17 protein-coding genes and 1 pseudogene are annotated in these 16228 nt (G+C 45.2%); 16 read left to right on the top strand and 2 right to left on the bottom strand.

Features of this window, described 5'->3' with window-relative positions; genetic code table 11:
- Window positions 1-20 precede the first annotated feature (20 nt).
- Window positions 21-1580 carry a multicopper oxidase family protein gene (locus ABEA66_RS15755; RefSeq protein WP_345588716.1) on the bottom strand — a complete coding sequence of 520 codons (1560 nt, stop codon included), beginning with the start codon at window positions 1578-1580 and terminating at the stop codon, window positions 21-23.
- 481 nt (window positions 1581-2061) lie between these two features.
- Here ABEA66_RS15755 and ABEA66_RS15750 point away from each other — a divergent pair, with 481 nt between their 5' ends.
- From ABEA66_RS15750 to ABEA66_RS15690, 13 genes and pseudogenes are all read left to right on the top strand, one after another.
- Window positions 2062-2841, top strand: coding sequence for a sulfite exporter TauE/SafE family protein (locus ABEA66_RS15750; protein ID WP_345588714.1), 780 nt, complete (start codon window positions 2062-2064; stop codon window positions 2839-2841).
- Window positions 2842-2855: 14 nt separating this feature from the next.
- Window positions 2856-4004, top strand: coding sequence for an MBL fold metallo-hydrolase (locus tag ABEA66_RS15745; RefSeq protein ID WP_345588712.1), 1149 nt, complete (start codon window positions 2856-2858; stop codon window positions 4002-4004).
- A 37-nt stretch (window positions 4005-4041) separates the two neighbouring features.
- Complete coding sequence (locus ABEA66_RS15740; RefSeq protein ID WP_345588710.1) at window positions 4042-4350, top strand: rhodanese-like domain-containing protein; 309 nt, start codon at window positions 4042-4044, stop codon at window positions 4348-4350.
- Between the two features lie 27 nt (window positions 4351-4377).
- Window positions 4378-4950: a sulfurtransferase TusA family protein gene (locus tag ABEA66_RS15735; protein WP_345588709.1), complete on the top strand. Its 573-nt coding sequence runs from the start codon at window positions 4378-4380 to the stop codon at window positions 4948-4950.
- Between the two features lie 34 nt (window positions 4951-4984).
- Window positions 4985-5383, top strand: coding sequence for a DsrE/DsrF/DrsH-like family protein (locus ABEA66_RS15730; RefSeq protein WP_079913156.1), 399 nt, complete (start codon window positions 4985-4987; stop codon window positions 5381-5383).
- Between the two features lie 43 nt (window positions 5384-5426).
- The gene (locus tag ABEA66_RS15725) at window positions 5427-5654 is read left to right on the top strand and encodes a sulfurtransferase TusA family protein (protein WP_192704704.1); all 228 of its coding nucleotides are present in this window, start codon (window positions 5427-5429) and stop codon (window positions 5652-5654) included.
- Between the two features lie 58 nt (window positions 5655-5712).
- The gene (locus tag ABEA66_RS15720) at window positions 5713-6189 is read left to right on the top strand and encodes a DsrE/DsrF/DrsH-like family protein (RefSeq protein WP_345588705.1); all 477 of its coding nucleotides are present in this window, start codon (window positions 5713-5715) and stop codon (window positions 6187-6189) included.
- 80 nt (window positions 6190-6269) lie between these two features.
- A complete protein-coding gene (locus ABEA66_RS15715; protein ID WP_079913352.1) occupies window positions 6270-6530 on the top strand; it encodes a metal-sensitive transcriptional regulator in 261 nt (86 codons plus the stop codon).
- A 23-nt stretch (window positions 6531-6553) separates the two neighbouring features.
- Window positions 6554-6823, top strand: coding sequence for a rhodanese-like domain-containing protein (locus ABEA66_RS15710; protein ID WP_345588702.1), 270 nt, complete (start codon window positions 6554-6556; stop codon window positions 6821-6823).
- Between the two features lie 222 nt (window positions 6824-7045).
- Window positions 7046-7435 (top strand): annotated as a pseudogene (locus tag ABEA66_RS15705) (DUF302 domain-containing protein).
- Window positions 7436-7657: 222 nt separating this feature from the next.
- Window positions 7658-9043, top strand: a complete 1386-nt coding sequence (locus tag ABEA66_RS15700; RefSeq protein ID WP_345588700.1) for a PepSY-associated TM helix domain-containing protein — start codon at window positions 7658-7660, stop codon at window positions 9041-9043.
- A gap of 111 nt (window positions 9044-9154) precedes the next feature.
- Window positions 9155-9472, top strand: coding sequence for a hypothetical protein (locus tag ABEA66_RS15695; RefSeq protein ID WP_079913161.1), 318 nt, complete (start codon window positions 9155-9157; stop codon window positions 9470-9472).
- 131 nt (window positions 9473-9603) lie between these two features.
- Window positions 9604-9798 (top strand): hypothetical protein, encoded by a 195-nt coding sequence (locus tag ABEA66_RS15690; RefSeq protein ID WP_079913162.1) that lies wholly within the window; start codon window positions 9604-9606, stop codon window positions 9796-9798.
- Window positions 9799-9942: 144 nt separating this feature from the next.
- Here ABEA66_RS15690 and ABEA66_RS15685 read toward each other — a convergent pair whose 3' ends face one another.
- Entirely contained in the window at window positions 9943-10347 is a 405-nt protein-coding gene (locus ABEA66_RS15685) for a CBS domain-containing protein (RefSeq protein ID WP_079913163.1), read from the bottom strand.
- Between the two features lie 421 nt (window positions 10348-10768).
- On the opposite strand from ABEA66_RS15685, the gene ABEA66_RS15680 reads away from it, so the two are divergent.
- The 3 genes from ABEA66_RS15680 to ABEA66_RS15670 all read left to right on the top strand — a co-directional run bounded on the left by ABEA66_RS15680 (window position 10769) and on the right by ABEA66_RS15670 (window position 16182).
- Window positions 10769-12508 carry a Rieske (2Fe-2S) protein gene (locus ABEA66_RS15680; protein WP_345588695.1) on the top strand — a complete coding sequence of 580 codons (1740 nt, stop codon included), beginning with the start codon at window positions 10769-10771 and terminating at the stop codon, window positions 12506-12508.
- Between the two features lie 312 nt (window positions 12509-12820).
- A complete protein-coding gene (locus tag ABEA66_RS15675) occupies window positions 12821-14560 on the top strand; it encodes a sensor histidine kinase (protein ID WP_377739365.1) in 1740 nt (579 codons plus the stop codon).
- Window positions 14561-14574: 14 nt separating this feature from the next.
- A complete protein-coding gene (locus tag ABEA66_RS15670; RefSeq protein WP_345588691.1) occupies window positions 14575-16182 on the top strand; it encodes a response regulator in 1608 nt (535 codons plus the stop codon).
- Window positions 16183-16228 lie beyond the last annotated feature (46 nt).

Here is a 16228-nt window from a genome sequence, read left to right as displayed (position 1 = left end):
GCCTGAACTATTTAGTATAGTCATTTTTTGCGTGGAAGTCTTTTACCGCGAACAACTTTTAACGGCCGCATCATATCGTAGTCTTCGTGCTCTAGAATATGACAATGCCAAACGTAGTTGCCTGTATATGGTACGAACTTTGCGATCATTTTTGTAACAAATCCCGGGGGTACCCGAACAACATCTTTATTCCCCCGTTCATTAGCTGCTGGAGGAACTGCAGGACCAGTGTAGCGTATTTTTTTCATCTTGTTATAGTAATTTACATCGAACGGTCTACGGCTGAGAATTTGGAAGTGAACCAGATGCGTGTGCATACGATGCGTGTTAGTTCCCGAGTTAACGAAGTTCCATACCTCAATGGAACCCAGCTTAGGCCGCTGCGTAGCCGGCGCCATGAAGCCCTTGCCATTTAACAGCTGAACCTGTCTCCCAAATTGATCGGGGGATGAATTGAGCTCAAGATACCGTACCCGGCGCGCTTTGGCGGGCGATAAGCGGGGGATGGCTCTCAGTTTGGCAGGTATTCGGCTTTTATCCGGAGAAGTGAGACGATGGCCTACCCGAAACTGCATAATTTTTCCCGTTGTATTCGGATCGGGCATTGTTCCCCCTGGAAACGGGGCCCGTGCACTGTTGGTAAGTAAGATTTTTTGTCCTTTATGCCGTGAAAAGTCTATGATCACATCCGCCCGCTCGGCAGGACCAAGAATCAGTTCTTTTACCCGAACCGGTTTAGGCAGGAATCCTTGGTCGTTCCCGATTTGAATAAACGACTGCCCGGAGCTCAGTTTCATTTTGTAAAAACGTCCATTGGCACCGTTTATGATACGGAACCGGTATTTCCTCGGCTCCACATTCAGGTACGGCCATACCGTCCCATTAACCAGATTCGTATTCCCGAAGAACATCGGCACGATCGAAGGATTTACTCCTTTTACCGGCGGGGAAGTATTGCTCGGATAAAAAAGCTGCCCATTATTCTTAAACGACCTGTCCTGAATGAGCAGCGGAATTTCGAACTTTCCTCTGGGCAAACGGAAAGACGCTTCGCGGGCATCACGAAGCAGATAAGCACCAGCCAAACCGGCATAAACATTCAAACGGGTAATTCCAAGCGCATGGTCATGATAAAACAAAGTGGTCGCAGATTGCTGGTTCGGATAATCATACACCTTTTGTTTGAACAATGGACCGACTCGTTTAAAGGAACGGCTGAACCAGGCTAACGGATTTCCGTCACTTCCTTGGCGAGCTACGGTACCATGAAGATGAACAACCGTACGAACCTCCGGAACGTTAGGTCCGGCCCCTGGAACCGTTTTGTCTACCGGCAGCAGATGCTTAAGCGGCAGAGCGTTGATCCATTTTACCCGGACACGTTTATTTTTTCGAGCGATGATGGTCGGTCCTGGATAACTTCCGTTATATCCCCATACGGTAGTTGGGGGAAGATCTCTATGCAGCTTCTGCTTTACCTGCTTCATTCTTACTTCATAATAGTTGCCCTTCGAACTACGGGATTTAGGTTGTAAGACCGGCGGAATGGCGAGAGGAGTAACAAACTTTTTAAGCGGCACGCATGATCCTCCTTACTGAGGTTTGACATCCGTTTCAGGGTATTTGTCTTGAAACGTTGATATAAGTTAATGCCAATAGAGGGGATCGCGAAACGTACATGAGCCAGTAATCTTATTTTTCTCTGGGTAGCACTAGCCAATTCTGATAAAAAGAGGATATTTGAAAAGGAAGACTGAGGCAACGAAGGTTATGGAGGTCAGTTCAAGCTTGACGAAAAGAACAAAAAGGTTTATATTACTCACATACCCCAACGGGTATATGTATATAATCAAAAGGAGGTACCGATAAGCTGTAAAACAACTACGTGATGTTCGTCGACATCGTCAGACATAGTATCATTGTCTAAGTAGATGTCGGTCCATGTTCCAGTACAGTACTTCAAATCATTTTTTTTGCTAAATTATATACCCCACTGGGTATATGGCAAAGAGAATAAAGCATGATAAAAATTACTAGAAATGCAGAAAGGCGGGTGCCTTTATGGATTGGACATGGATCCTAACCATTTTCGCAATCGGCTTCCTGGGCTCTTATATCTCAGGGATGGTTGGGATCGGCGGTTCGATCATTAACTATCCGATGCTATTGTTTATTCCGCCGCTTCTTGGCTTTGCAGCTTTTTCACCTCAAGAAGTCTCAGCGATTAGTGCGGTTCAAGTATTTTTTGCAAGCATGATGGGTATGTTGGTTCACCGCAAGGGTGGGCACCTTCACAAGCTGCTTGTTATCTATATGGGAATTTCCATCATTGTCGGAAGTTTCTTGGGAAGTTTCATATCCAATTTACTACCAAGCTCAGTCATCAATATGGTATACGCGGTGCTGGCACTCATAGCGGCTATCATGATGTTTTTGCCCAAGAAAGGATCGGAAGGTCAGGAGGCCAGCCAGGTAGCATTTAATAAGCCCGTGGCTGTAATTCTTGCCATTATCATTGGCATGGTATCTGGGATTGTCGGCGCCGCTGGGGCTTTTATCACCGTACCGGTCATGCTAGTGGTTCTGAGGATACCGACAAGAATGGCAATTGCATCATCGTTGGCTATTTCTTTCATTTCTTCTATCGGCTCGATGGCAGGGAAGCTGATGGGCGGGCATATGCTGCTGATTCCGTCAATTGCCCTAGTAGCAGCCAGTTTAATCGCCTCGCCTTTAGGAGCAATTGTCAGCAAAAAACTCAATACGAAAATTCTCCAATGGATTCTGGCAGGGTTGATCACCGCAACAGTAATCAAAATATGGATCTCTATATTACTCTAAGGGGGAAATCAAAAATGACGAATCAAATTCAACTTCAAGGAATGACTGCGGCACAGCTGACGGCAAAAGTCCTGAATCATGAGCGGCTTTTTATCTTGGATGTACGAAACGAAAGTGACTTTAACGATTGGAGAATCGAAGGGAAACAGGTAAGGATCATCAACAAACCGTATTTTGATTTGATTGACGGAGTAGAAGAGGTCCCGGATCTGATCCCAGACAATCAAGAAGTGTTGGTTGTATGCGCCAAAGAAGGCTCTTCGAAATTCGTTGCAGAGCAACTGGTCGAAGCAGGGAAGCATCATGTTTCCTATTTAATTGGCGGTATGAAATCTTGGAGCGACCATTTGGAGCCCGTTAAGATAGGCGATCTGAAGGACGGCGGAGAAATTGTTCAGTTTGTCCGCATCGGCAAAGGCTGCTTGTCCTATATGGTGATTTCGAACGGTGAAGCCGCTGTTATTGACGCAGTTAGGATGACCGATGTTTTTATAGATTATGCCCAAACAAATAATGCGAAGATCAAACATACATTGGACACTCATCTTCATGCCGATCACATTTCCGGAGGAAGACAATTAGCTGAACAAACCGGTGGAACCTACTGGCTGCCGCCAAAAGATGCTGACGAAGTGAGTTTCGATTATGAAAAGCTGGAGGAAGGCAAATCCATCGTTGTAGGCAATACGCAAATCAAGATTCAACCGGTTTATTCTCCAGGTCATACCATTGGGAGCACATCTTTAATTGTGGACGATCAGTATTTGCTGTCGGGCGATATTTTATTCGTGAAATCTATCGGCCGTCCCGATCTGGCTGGCAAGGCGGAGGACTGGGTATCGGATCTAAGAGCAACTCTGTATGAGCGTTATAAACGGCTCTCGGAAGATCTGATCGTGCTTCCAGCGCATTTCGGCAAGTTTACAGAACTAGGTGAGGGTGGCAAGGTATCAGCACGTCTTGGTGATCTATATAAGGAAAATCCGGGATTAAACATTCAAGACGCTTCCGTATTCCGCAGTACGGTTACCGAAAATTTGCCGCCACAGCCGAATGCTTATCAAGAAATTCGCCAAACCAACATGGGGAAAATCACTCCAACCGAAGAGGAGCAAAGGGAAATGGAGATTGGTCCCAATCGCTGCGCAGTTCATGACGAATAATCCGGGATGATCCGATTCGATCAAGGAGGTGAAGCATATGTACAAGGAGCAAATGCCGGAAGAGGTTCTTGAGAGGCAGAAGCAGAATGAGAAGCTCGTCATCCTAGATGTTCGTGAGCCTGAGGAATGGCAATTCGGACACATTCCGGTTGCCAAGCACATCCCGCTCGGACAAATCGCAAGAGCGTTGAATGAATTAGATCCGAAGCAGGAAACCATCATCGTCTGCCGCAGCGGTAACCGAAGCGGTCAGGCCTGCGATTTCCTTTCTTCGATGGGCTTTAACGTCGTCAACATGCTAGGTGGCATGTCGAAGTGGACCGGAGATACCGTATACGGGGCTTAAGCATTTAATCAATAGGGAGGGTTTATCATGTCAACATTGCAAGTAGATCGCACTATAGAATGTGAAGGACTAGCTTGTCCTCTACCCGTTGTTAGAACCAAGAAAGCCATCGATGATATGAAAGCAGGCGAAGTATTGGAAGTCCGCGCAACAGATAAAGGTTCCGTCGCAGATCTTAAGGGCTGGTCCAGCCGTACCGGGCATCAATATATTGGCTTGAAGGAAGAGAATGGGGTGTTCCGCCACTTTATTCGCAAAGCGGAAGCAGCTGAAACGAAAGCCGAGAATAAGCACCCGCATACGGCAACGAATGAAGAGATTTACGCCAAAACGGCAGCCGGAGAAAAGTTGAATATCATCGATGTTCGGGAACCTGCAGAGTATGCGTTTGGTCGCATCCCGGGGGCGATTTCGATTCCATTGGGCCAGCTTGAAGAGCAGATGTCGTTGCTGGATCCAAATATGGAATACTACGTAGTGTGCCGAACCGGAAACCGAAGCGATATGGCCTGCCAGATCCTAACGGAAAAAGGTTTTTCTCATACCAAAAATGTTATTCCCGGCATGTCGGAGTGGACACACGAACTAGAGCAAGATTAAAAAACAAGATTTACAAAAGGAGACTGTGTATATCATGACAAATAAAAAAGTAGCTCTTATTGCATCTTCTGGCGGTCTGGAGACAGCCTATAAGGTTCTGAACATAGCCACAGCAGCGGCGGCACTTGATGCCGAGGTAGCCATCTTTTTCACCTTTGAAGGGCTTTCTATCATTCACAAGCAGTCGGAGCAGCTGCTTCAACTGAAGCCCGGCAACGAAGGATTAGCGGAAGGCTTCAAGAATGCCAATGTCCCATCCATCGGTGAGCTCATGGAAATTGCAAAGGAATCCGGAGTACGTCTCATCGGGTGCCAAATGACGATCGATGTTATGGGACTGAAGCCGGAGCATTTTATTGACGGAATCGAGTTGGGCGGTGCAGCGACATTCCTGGATTTTGCCTTTGATGCGCAAGTGAGCTTGAATTTCTAAAAATTGAAGAGACATTAGCTGAAAATTAAGGAGAGATATCCACATGGCAAACTTGACTGTAGACGCAAAAGGACTGGCATGCCCGATGCCGATTGTAAAGGCGAAGAAGGGAATCGATACATTGGAACCCGGACAAACTATGGAGCTGCAAACGACGGATAAAGGCTCCATGAAGGATTTCCAGGCATGGGTCAACCAAACCAATCATGAGCTGGTAGAAGCAAGAGAAGACAACGGCGTCTTTACCTTAATCGTGAAGAAGGGCTCCTGATTAAATTTTTTTGGATTTCAACATACCCATACATGTATAAGTAATGAGGTGATGATAAGTGAATCAAGAGAAATCGACAATAGTCTTATTCAGTGGGGAATTGGATAAAGCGATAGCTGCGTTCATTATTGCTAATGGGGCAGCGGCTTACGATCATGAGGTAACCATTTTCTTCACCTTCTGGGGATTGAATGCGCTGCGTAAGGATGAATCGGTATTCGTGAAGAAAGGCTGGCTGGAGAGAATGTTTGCGAAAATGATGCCGCGCGGAGCGGATAAGCTTGGTCTCTCCAGGATGAACTTCGGAGGTTTTGGCCCCAAAATGATTAAGCGCGTTTTGAAAAAGCACAACGCTTTGACGCTGCCGCAATTAATCGAACTGGCCCAGGAGCAAGGGGTTAAATTAGTTGCCTGTACCATGACGATGGACCTGCTTGGGCTGCAAAAAGAAGAGCTTCTGGACGGTATTGAGTACGCAGGCGTTGCCGCCTACTTGGGTGACGCTGCAGACGCCAAAGTCAATTTGTTTATTTAACGAAGCCTGCGTGGCATTGTTTTATGATGCTGTTTTGCAATTATATACCTATTCCGGTATTAAAGAAGGGCGGTTATTCCATGCATTATGATGAGGATGTTCAAAAGAGATTAAAGCGGGTTGAAGGACAAATTCGCGGCGTACTGAAGATGATGGAAGAAGAGCAGCCATGCAAAGATGTTGTGGCCCAACTGTCAGCGGTTAGGAATGCTGCGGATAAAGCCATCGCCTACATCGTTGCCGTCAATCTGGAGCAATGTATTATGGAAGAAAAGGAAGCCGGAAGAGATACGGGTAAAGTCGTTCATCAGGCTATCGAATTGCTGGTGAAAAGCAGATAAGCCCAAGAAAGGAGGCTACTCCAGTGGATGTCAATCTGATGATTCGAATTGCAGTCATCGCGCTCCTGGTTTGGTTTATTTATTCCCGGTTCGCCGGAGTCAAAGGACTTAGGAATTTAAGTACGGAGCAATTCCGGGAGGCCCTGCAAGAAAACAGCAATAATGTCCTGATCGATGTGCGGGAACCGAATGAAGTAAAGCGGGGGGATATTCCCGGAGCGGTCAATATTCCATTATCGGAATTCAAGCTGCGGGGCGGCATCATGGCTTGGAACGGGAAACTATCGAAATGAAGCAAAAAATCATTAGCTCCAACGTGAGAGCTAATGATTTTTTTTTACATAAGTATAGAATAATTGCAAATACTTATTTAGTCGCTGTAGTGTAATGTTCTACATAACCTTCTAGTGCGGGGATGAATTATACCTCCAAATTCCGATTTATATACTATGAATTATTATAAAACGAGAAAAGCTTGATTGTAAATAAAATAAAGTTGAAAGGGAATACAAGACATGTTTCATTATACGATCGATACCGATCAAACAACTGCGCAAACTATAGAGAAATTAGAACGGCATCTGAAGGAAGAAAAGTTCGGTGTACTATGGCATCTGGATATGCAGGAGAAGTTAAGGGAGAAAGGAGTAGAGCTTGAGCAACGCTATCACATCCTATAGGTATGTAATCCGGTAGAAGCCAAACGTGTGCTTAGTGAGAATGCCGTTGTGGGGTATTTCCTGCCATGTAAAATAGCCGTTTACGAGGAACAAGGAAAAACAAAAATCGGTCTGCCCAAACCAACAGCTTTAATTGGAATGGTAGATAACGGTGTCCTCCAAACCATCGCGGAGGATGTAGAAAAAAGATTGATTTCTTGTATAGATCAAGCGGCATTATCTTAATGGAAAGAGACCGGACCTGTGCCGGTCTTTTTTGCTATGTGTTAGTGCGAGAGCAATCAAAAGTTGTTCTCAATTTCTTCACACGATGTTTACCCTAATAGCCCTATCGGGTGATAGGAATTATGACCATAACGCGTAAAATTAAAATTGGAATTTGTATGGAAAGGAGCTGCTGCACGAGAGAAAGCGAATAAAAATAATAGATAAGGATTGGGAAAAAAGATGGAGAAAAATAATTATAATCGTTTTTGGCGATGGCATTTTTATGCAGCGTTATTTATTACACCGCTTCTCATTACACTAACGTTAAGCGGTATCGGGTATTTGTTTTATCCAAATGTTGAAAATCTCTTGTACAAGAATGAATTTTTTAACAAAAGCAGCCAAACGGAACAAATAACGTTAGATCAAGGTATTGAGAAAGCCAAGCAAACCTATCAAGATTTTTCTGTTTCAAAAGTTATTGTTTTAGATGATCCATATAATACGCGTTTAACAATGATCAATGGAGCTGGAGAACAAAAATATGTATTTTTAGACTCCAATTATCAAATAGTGGGCAGTCAGAATCCCAAATATACGTTTTCTAATGTAATGAGGGACATTCATAGTTCTCTCTTTGTTGGGGGAACTGTTGTCAACTATCTTGTTGAATTGGCTGCATGCTGGACAATCTTCCTGTTGCTCTCCGGAATGTACATGACATTCAAAGGAAGGGTGTTGAAGAAGGAGCCGAATCTAACCAAACGGCAAACAAATCTGAAATGGCATGCGAGAATCGGTATAATCATTTCCATACCATTGATAATCCTTATTTTTACCGGGTTGCCATGGTCAGCCTTTATGGGCGATATCCTATACTCCACAGCGCAAAAGCATCCGTCTATCGGATTTCCAGTATTAAAACAAAATCCGCCGACATCGGATATGAAAGAAATTCCTTGGGCCACTCGTAAAAATGAACTACCGGCATCAACCGGTGGATCTCATGAAGAACATAACGGCGTGGCACATCAGAATATTATGTCTGTACGAAACGGAATGATAAACCTCCAGCAATTAATGAACGAAATTAATCAGGCCAATATTTCCAAGCCGTACTCCATCATTTATCCTAAAGACGAACATGGTGTATTCATTGTCTCTAAAGGAAGTAATTCAGGAGTGACAGGATTAGACGTTAGCCCTAATGATGAAGTAACCGCATATTTTGATGCATATAGCGGCAAAATGATTTCAAAGGTTGGTTATGAAGATTATGGGATACTAGGAAAATTGTTCACCTGGGGAATTCCTTTACATGAAGGGCATTTATTCGGATGGCTCAATAAAATTATCAATCTCCTGGTTTGTGTTACGTTCCTGCTTGTTATTTTCTGGGGGTTCAAAACATGGTTGGCTCGTAAAAAGAAAAGTACTTTGTCTGCTCCGCCGAACCCAACAAGCAAGCTATCGATTGGATTTATTATTCTCATGTTGGTATTAGGTTGTATAATGCCGTTATTTGGCATTTCTTTAGTTTTGGTCTTCATGATGGAAATCATTCTATCCTACAAAAATAGAACTAATAATGCAGAGCCTTTTAAAAATTTTAATCCGCCATCTTAACTAAATAATTGATGATAAACAAAAACTGGAAGAAAACTTAATGCCGATAGATGAGGAATCATGGGAATAATGTAAACAGATAATATGGCATAAGAAGGGAGAGGAAGCCTCATGTTTGATTTATCGGAGCTCGAGAATGTTCACGCGGATATCCAGGCGGTGCACGAAATCGTTTCATCTTTTAAAGCACGCATTGACGGGAAGGAAATTGGAATTCGAATTCTAAGGAATCGGACGGATGATTACTTTTATGAGCTCAGTCATTATTATAGGGGAGCGGACCAGGCGGATCCAGAGTTTTCCGAGGAAAACCGTTTTACATCGGTGGAAGCTGCTGCAAAAGGGGCCCTTCGATCGGCTACGATGTTCTACCGAAGTACAGACGAGGGAGGAGCCTGGCATACTAACGAGTCGTACATTCTGCACTAGTTAAAATTTGTTATTTTTTTCAAAAGCAGGACAAGCACATAGTAATCAAAAATCGTTCTTGTATAAATCCTTTACAGGCAGGAAAAAGTATTTGGGGATGAAACCTTTAAATAAGAGAGGTCTATACATTCATGCTCAAAGATAATAATAAAGAAATAAAAGAAAAAATGAACTTCCAAAAGGCAAGCTGGGAATTGCCGGAGACAGAGGCGACGGAAGCAACTATGGATCAGGACGAAGTTCCGTCCAATTACGAGAGCTTATCGACCACTAGCTATACCGATTCGACTACATTTGAAGTTAAAAAAACACCAGGCAGGCTTTAACATTTAGACTAGGAACGTTCAACTCCCATTTTAGATTATGAACCGTGACGAAAAAAAACTGAGATCGCTGTATCTCATGATATCTCCTGTCAAAATAAGCAAAGCAAAGACCCGATCTTTTCAAACGATCGGGTCTTTTTGCAATTAATCCGTAATATTCCGGGTGTAGAATTCGATGATGTCTTTACGCCGAATGATCCCAAGAAAGATGCCATCGTCATCTACGACTGGAACAAAGTTCTGATCAGCGGCAAGCGCAAGCATGTCGTCCAAATCGGCGCCAATCTTGACGCATTCGATCTTTAACCGCTTATTGATGGAAACGACGGGAATTTCATGCATCGTATCGAAAGTAAGGCCAGGTGTGGCCTTCATCTTCCATAACAAGTCTCCTTCGGAAAGCGTTCCGTAATATACTCCATTGTCCTGCAGGACCGGAATGGCCGAATAATGGCAAGCCTCCAATTTGTCTAAGGCTTCTTTCATATTGGAAGATGTCGTGATGTAAGAGACCTCATTCTTTGGATGTAGAAAAGATTTAATGTCCACAGTATCACGCTCCTTTGATATATTAAAACATATTTTGCCACGCAGTGCATATGGCAATTTCAATCAGCATCAGTAAAAATATGGTATATTTTATACGAAGAGCTGCTTGATGGACAACGGACGGATGAAACAAAGAAAAGACTGCAAGGGATTCTTCTGAACGTAGAAAAGGTCCAATCGGACGAAACGTGCAACGGTTGTGGCAATTGACGGCTACAAGTTTCGCTCTCCTTTAGGTGCGGCAGGGCAGCAGCTTATTTTAAAGAAGCAGGATAGCGGGTGGGAGGTTCAGGAAAGGAAAGGGTTCTGGATCATCCAGATGCAGAAAAAACTTTATAAATATACATATTTATAAAGTTTTTAAAGTATGATATGGTATAAGCAAGGAAAGCACATTATATCGGGAATTGGAGGCGTTTTCATGAATGGTTGGATCCAGGCAGGTACCGTAGAAGAGCTTCGAGAGCAAGGTCCGAAGCTGATCAAAGGGGGGATTGTAGTTTTCTTTCACGAGGATGAAGTGTATGCGCTTGACAACCGGTGCCCTCACCTCGGGTTTCCCCTTCATATGGGAAGCTTGTGCAACGGAATATTGACCTGTCATTGGCATCACGCGCGGTTTGACGTATGCAGCGGTGGAACGCTCGATCCTTGGGCAGACGATGTTCCGGTACATGAAATAGCCGTACATGAAGGAGTGATTTGGGTCGACCCGAATTCCCGGAACGGCAATCAAGTACAGCTATATAAGGACCGGCTTCTGAGCGGTCTTGAGCAAAACATCGGCCTTGTCATTGCCAAGGCCATAGTCGGTTTAATGGAATCGGGTGTTCCCGAGTCGGAAATCGCTGCAATCGGGATCGAATTCGGGGTCAAACAGCGCAGGCAAGGGTGGGGCTCCGGATTAACGATTCTTACCGCGATGGCCAACGTCCTGCCGAAGCTTGATAAACAAGGACGGATCCTGGCGTTGTTTCAAGGCTTGCTGCACACAGCGCGCGACTCAGCCGGAAGCGGAACGCGCTTCTTGCTCGATCCGCTCCCGAATACAAGCGTCTCCGAAGCACGGTTGACGGAATGGTACCGTGACTGCATCGAGGTCCGGGATACCCGCGGCGCGGAGCGGGTGCTGCTGACCGCCGTACAGGCGGGGACGGATGAGATGCAATTATTCGCTATGATGAGCATGGCAGCAACGGACCATTTCTATATTAATGGAGGCCATACGCTGGATTTCCATAATAAAGCATTCGAGAGCTTGAAGTATGTCGGGGACGAGCAGCGCAGCTATATCCTCGCCTCACTGCTTCCCATGTTCGGAGACGCCTCACGCAGCGAAGAGCTTCACAGCTGGCAGTCGCCTGTCAATTTGGTTCAGCCGTTGATGGAAGCGTTCGAGGAGGTTTCCAAACAAGGCAATGTAACTGGAAGCGGGAACCCCGGTATCGACGATGAGGAGCTGCTCCAAGCGCTGCTCGGAGACGATCCGTTACGGACGGTTCGTGTGCTGAAGGAAGCTTTGCTCGGCGGCGCTTCCCCGGTACGCATTTCGCAAATTGCCGCGTTAGCTGCGGCGGAACGGGTCGTCCGCTTCCATACGCAGAATGATTTTGGAGATTGGATTTCGGTACTGCATACGTTTACGCATGCTCATGCCGTTCATGAAGGTTTGATCCGTTCCACTAATCCATGGCTGATTCGCGGAATTTTCCATACAGCAGCTGCGATATACCTGGACCGGTTCTTGAATATCCCGGCGGCCCCAAGGCCGGTTGTGATTGAAGAGGCTGGGGAAGTGCCTCAGCCCACGGAGCTGCTGGACATTCTCGATAAGCAGCAGCAGGTAGCTCCGGCGGCGGCATGGGTGATCCGCTATCTGCGCAGCGGCGGAAAGCCGGAACCTTTATTCAACGTATTGGGTCATGCTTTGCTTAGAGAGGATGCGGAATTCCATTCCTTCCAGATGTACGAGGCGGCCGTCGCGGAATATGACCGCTGGGCTACCGAATCGGGACCGTTCGCAGAGAAAGCTCGCGAAACGATGATCCTTGCTGCCACCCGTTATTTGGCGGCTCACGCCCCAACTTCCCGCGAGAGGCCTCATACGGCAAAAATTGCATGGCGGCTCCATCGTGGCGAGAAATTATTTGAAGAAGAATAAAATGATAGGGTGTTGACGGACTTTCGAGCTTATCAAAATAATTACTTGTCGGATGACAAGATGTGAACCAATGCAGACCCGCGTATAATCGTGGGTCTTTATTTTTATCTGAACATTTCCTTGTCTCAAGTCAATGACCAGAAGCTATTCGATATAAGCTTAAATGTCGTGAAATGCATTATTCAATGTCGTTAAAACAGTAGCTTGGAAATCATTTTATTTGTTATGATTCAAAAATCGGTTCTATAATCGAAAATAGGATATAACAAGACTGTCGGGCAACGACAGTTTTTAAATTTGTAGTAGGGGTGTGTGCTTTTGAGGATCCCGCATATTTCATGGAATTCGATTCGTTTCAAACTGGTTATGGGATTACTGCTTGTAACCGTCCCTCTCATTACACTGCTGCTGTACAATAACTTCTACAGTATTCGTGTCGTGCACGACCAGGTCGCATTGTCCAATAAAAATTTAATTTCTTTGTACATGGGACAGATCGATACGCAATTAAAGGATGCAGAGCGTAATCTGATCGGCTTGCTGACATCTGATTATGATATTCAATCCATGAATGCTCCGAATTCGGAAGACGAGTACCAGCTGGCCAAACATAGCGTCTCCGATAAGCTAGCAAGCGATATTGTATTATATAAATCCGTCGATGCTTTTTTTGTCTATTCTCAATCCAGGAAGGATTTGTTGGACGTCTTCAAGTCGACCATTTCATTTACCGACAGGGATCGGGTTGAGCAGCAATTGCGTGAATCTCTGAGCAGCGAGACAAACCTTTCGAATAATGAAGGCAGCCGATGGTTAGTAAAGCAAATCGGAGAAGAGTACTATGCACTGCGAATTTTGAAATCGGGTGATTTATATCTCGGTGCTTGGGTCAATGTGAAGACACTGCTGGTTCCGCTCCATTTGATTGATTTAGGGAAAGAAGGAAGCGCTTTGCTCGTGAATAGTGATGGGAACGTGATGGTAAGTACAAATCCGCTGCCGGATGAGCAGATAGATTTTACAGTGGACTTCAGCGAGTATTATATGACAGGCAGCAAGAATAGTTTACTTGTTGTCGGGGAACCTTCACAGGTAGGAAATTTCAGCCTGGCTGCTGTCATACCGGACAAGCAGATATTGCAAAACCTGCCTAATTTATCGCGGCTGACCTTGTTTATTTCCATTGTATCCATAGGATTACTGCCCATCAGTCTGCTTCTCCTTCGTCAAATTTTGCTAGTGCCGCTGCAGCGCTTGATTGCCGTCATGAAGAGAATTAACGACGGGAACGTCAACGTGCGGGTAGAATCCTATCCTGCATCGGACGAAATTGTATTAGTTAACGAAACATTCAACCGCATGATGGGGCAAATTGAAGAATTAAAGATCAACGTGTATGAAGAACAACTGAACAAGCAAAAGGCGGAGCTTCAGCATCTGCAGCTTCAGATCAACCCGCATTTTTTTATGAATTCGCTTAACATCCTGTTCAATTTGGCACAAGTGAAAAACTATGAATTGATTCAGGAGTTAACGCTATGTTTGGTTCGGTACTTCCGTTTTATGTTTCAAAGCAACCTGACATTCGTATCCTTAGGTGAGGAACTGCAGCATGTCCGTAACTACGCTCGAATTCAGGAGCTTCGCTTTCCCGGGGGCCTTACCTGTACGATAGATGTCCCGGATTTTCTTGAGCGTGTACCGGTACCACCGCTTATCATTCAATCGTTCCTGGAAAATTCAATCAAGCATGGGATCACTCTCGATCAACCGATCCATATCAGTGTATCTATCGATTTAATGGAAACAGGCTTGGAGCCTTACATTGAAATTATCGTTCGCGATACAGGCAAAGGTTTTTCCGAGGAAATATTGTCGGAGATTCGTTCAGGCAACAGGGTGATAGACGAGGAGGGGGAGCACATCGGGATATGGAATGTTCAAAGGAGGCTGCAGCTGTTGTACGGCGAAGAAGCTTCTCTCTCTTGCTATAACGGTTTTCCGAGAGGTGCGGTAGTCGAGATCAGGCTGCCCTATGCTTCAGAACGGTGAGAAAGGGGATATTGATGATGCCTCAACTTTTAATTGTTGACGATGAAATTCATGCGGTTGAAGGAATATTGTCCGGGGTTCACTGGCAGAGGCTTGGGATTACGGCGGTATTAACCGCTTATACCGTGAAACAGGCAAAGGAAGTATTCGAGAGGGAGCAGGTCGACATTATGCTCTGCGATATCGAAATGCCGCAGGCTACCGGCTTGGAATTGGCGGAGTGGGTTCGAGAGAGGTATCCGCGAACGGCCACCATTTTTCTCACATGTCATGCCGATTTCAAATATGCCAAGCAAGCGCTACAGATGGGGAGTCTTGACTATATTCTCAAGCCGATACCATTTCTTGAACTGGAAAAAACGATTCAAAAAGCGATCGAAAAAAATCTCAAAGATTCGGAGATCGAGCAGTTTAGCCAATATGGCCAATTTTGGTTTCAGCATCAACCTGTGCTGATCGAACGATTTTGGCTGGATCTTATCCATCAAGTGATTCCGGCCCGTGCGGATGCAGTGAAGCGTGCCGCGGCGGAACGTAACATCCCTTACGACGAATCTATGACTTTTATCCCGATACTGATCGGCGTTCAAAGATGGCATAAGCCGCTGACGCTCCGGGAGGAGAAAATTATGGAGTATGCTCTTAAAAATGCCGCGGAAGAAATGATTATTGGTGATCATCAAAAAGGACAAGTGGTTTCATTAGACAGAGGCCTGCTTGCTATATTACCGGCAACCAGCCGTGACGATTTTGAAATGTCGATGGAGCGGGCGTGCAATCGTTATATTGAGGCCTGCAAGCAATATTTCTCTTGCGATCTTTCATGCTATATCGGGGATGCCATTCACGGGCAAGATATGTTCGGGATGGTTAAGGCACTCCGTGACTTGGAGAGAAATAATGTAGCCTATAATAATAAAGTGTTCTTCATTTCCGACGTTTCGTTACGATCATCACTCCACGTGCTCCCGGACATGGGGGTTTGGGCCGTTATGCTCAAGGAAGGCGAGTATGGCAGGGTGCTTCAGGAGGCTACCGCTTATTTGGATGGGATGCTGCAGCGGGATACTGTGGATGCTACGCTGCTCCATCAATGGTATCAGGATTTTCAGCAAACGATGTATGTCGCTCTTCAAAATAAGGGGATTCAAGCGCATCAATTGTTTAGCGACAGCATTTCTTTAGATGCGTCGGCAAATGCGACCCGCTCCGTTACCGATTTGGTTTCCTGGATGAATCATGTCGTTAATCGAGCGCTGGAGTACGTTAACACTGTGGAGCAATCTCAGAGTGTGGTCAACCGGGTTATCGGATATATCAAGCTTCACTTGGCAGAGGATTTGTCCCGTGAAGAGATCGCAAATCACGTGTATCTAAACCCCGATTATTTAAACCGGCTATTCAAAAAGGAGACGGGAATGGCCATTTCCGATTACTTGTTTCAGGAAAGGCTTAAGCTTGCGCAGGAGCTGTTGTCGAAAACCGAGATGCCGATCAGTGCAGTTGCTTCGCATATCGGGTATGCGAACTTTTCGCATTTTTCCCGGATGTTTAAGAAGTATACCGACATGAATCCGAATGAATATCGCCAAAAACACCAGCAAAAGGGACAGAAGGATTAGATAGTCTGCAAATGCACATTGAAAAGTCGTGACCGGAGCAGTGCCA

Origin of the sequence: Paenibacillus vulneris (genome assembly GCF_039543185.1) — a bacterium.
In the GTDB taxonomy this organism is placed as follows: Bacteria; Bacillota; Bacilli; order Paenibacillales; family NBRC-103111; genus Paenibacillus_S; species Paenibacillus_S vulneris.
Note: the sequence above shows the minus strand (reverse complement) of the source record. Positions and strands in the feature narration are given on the sequence as shown.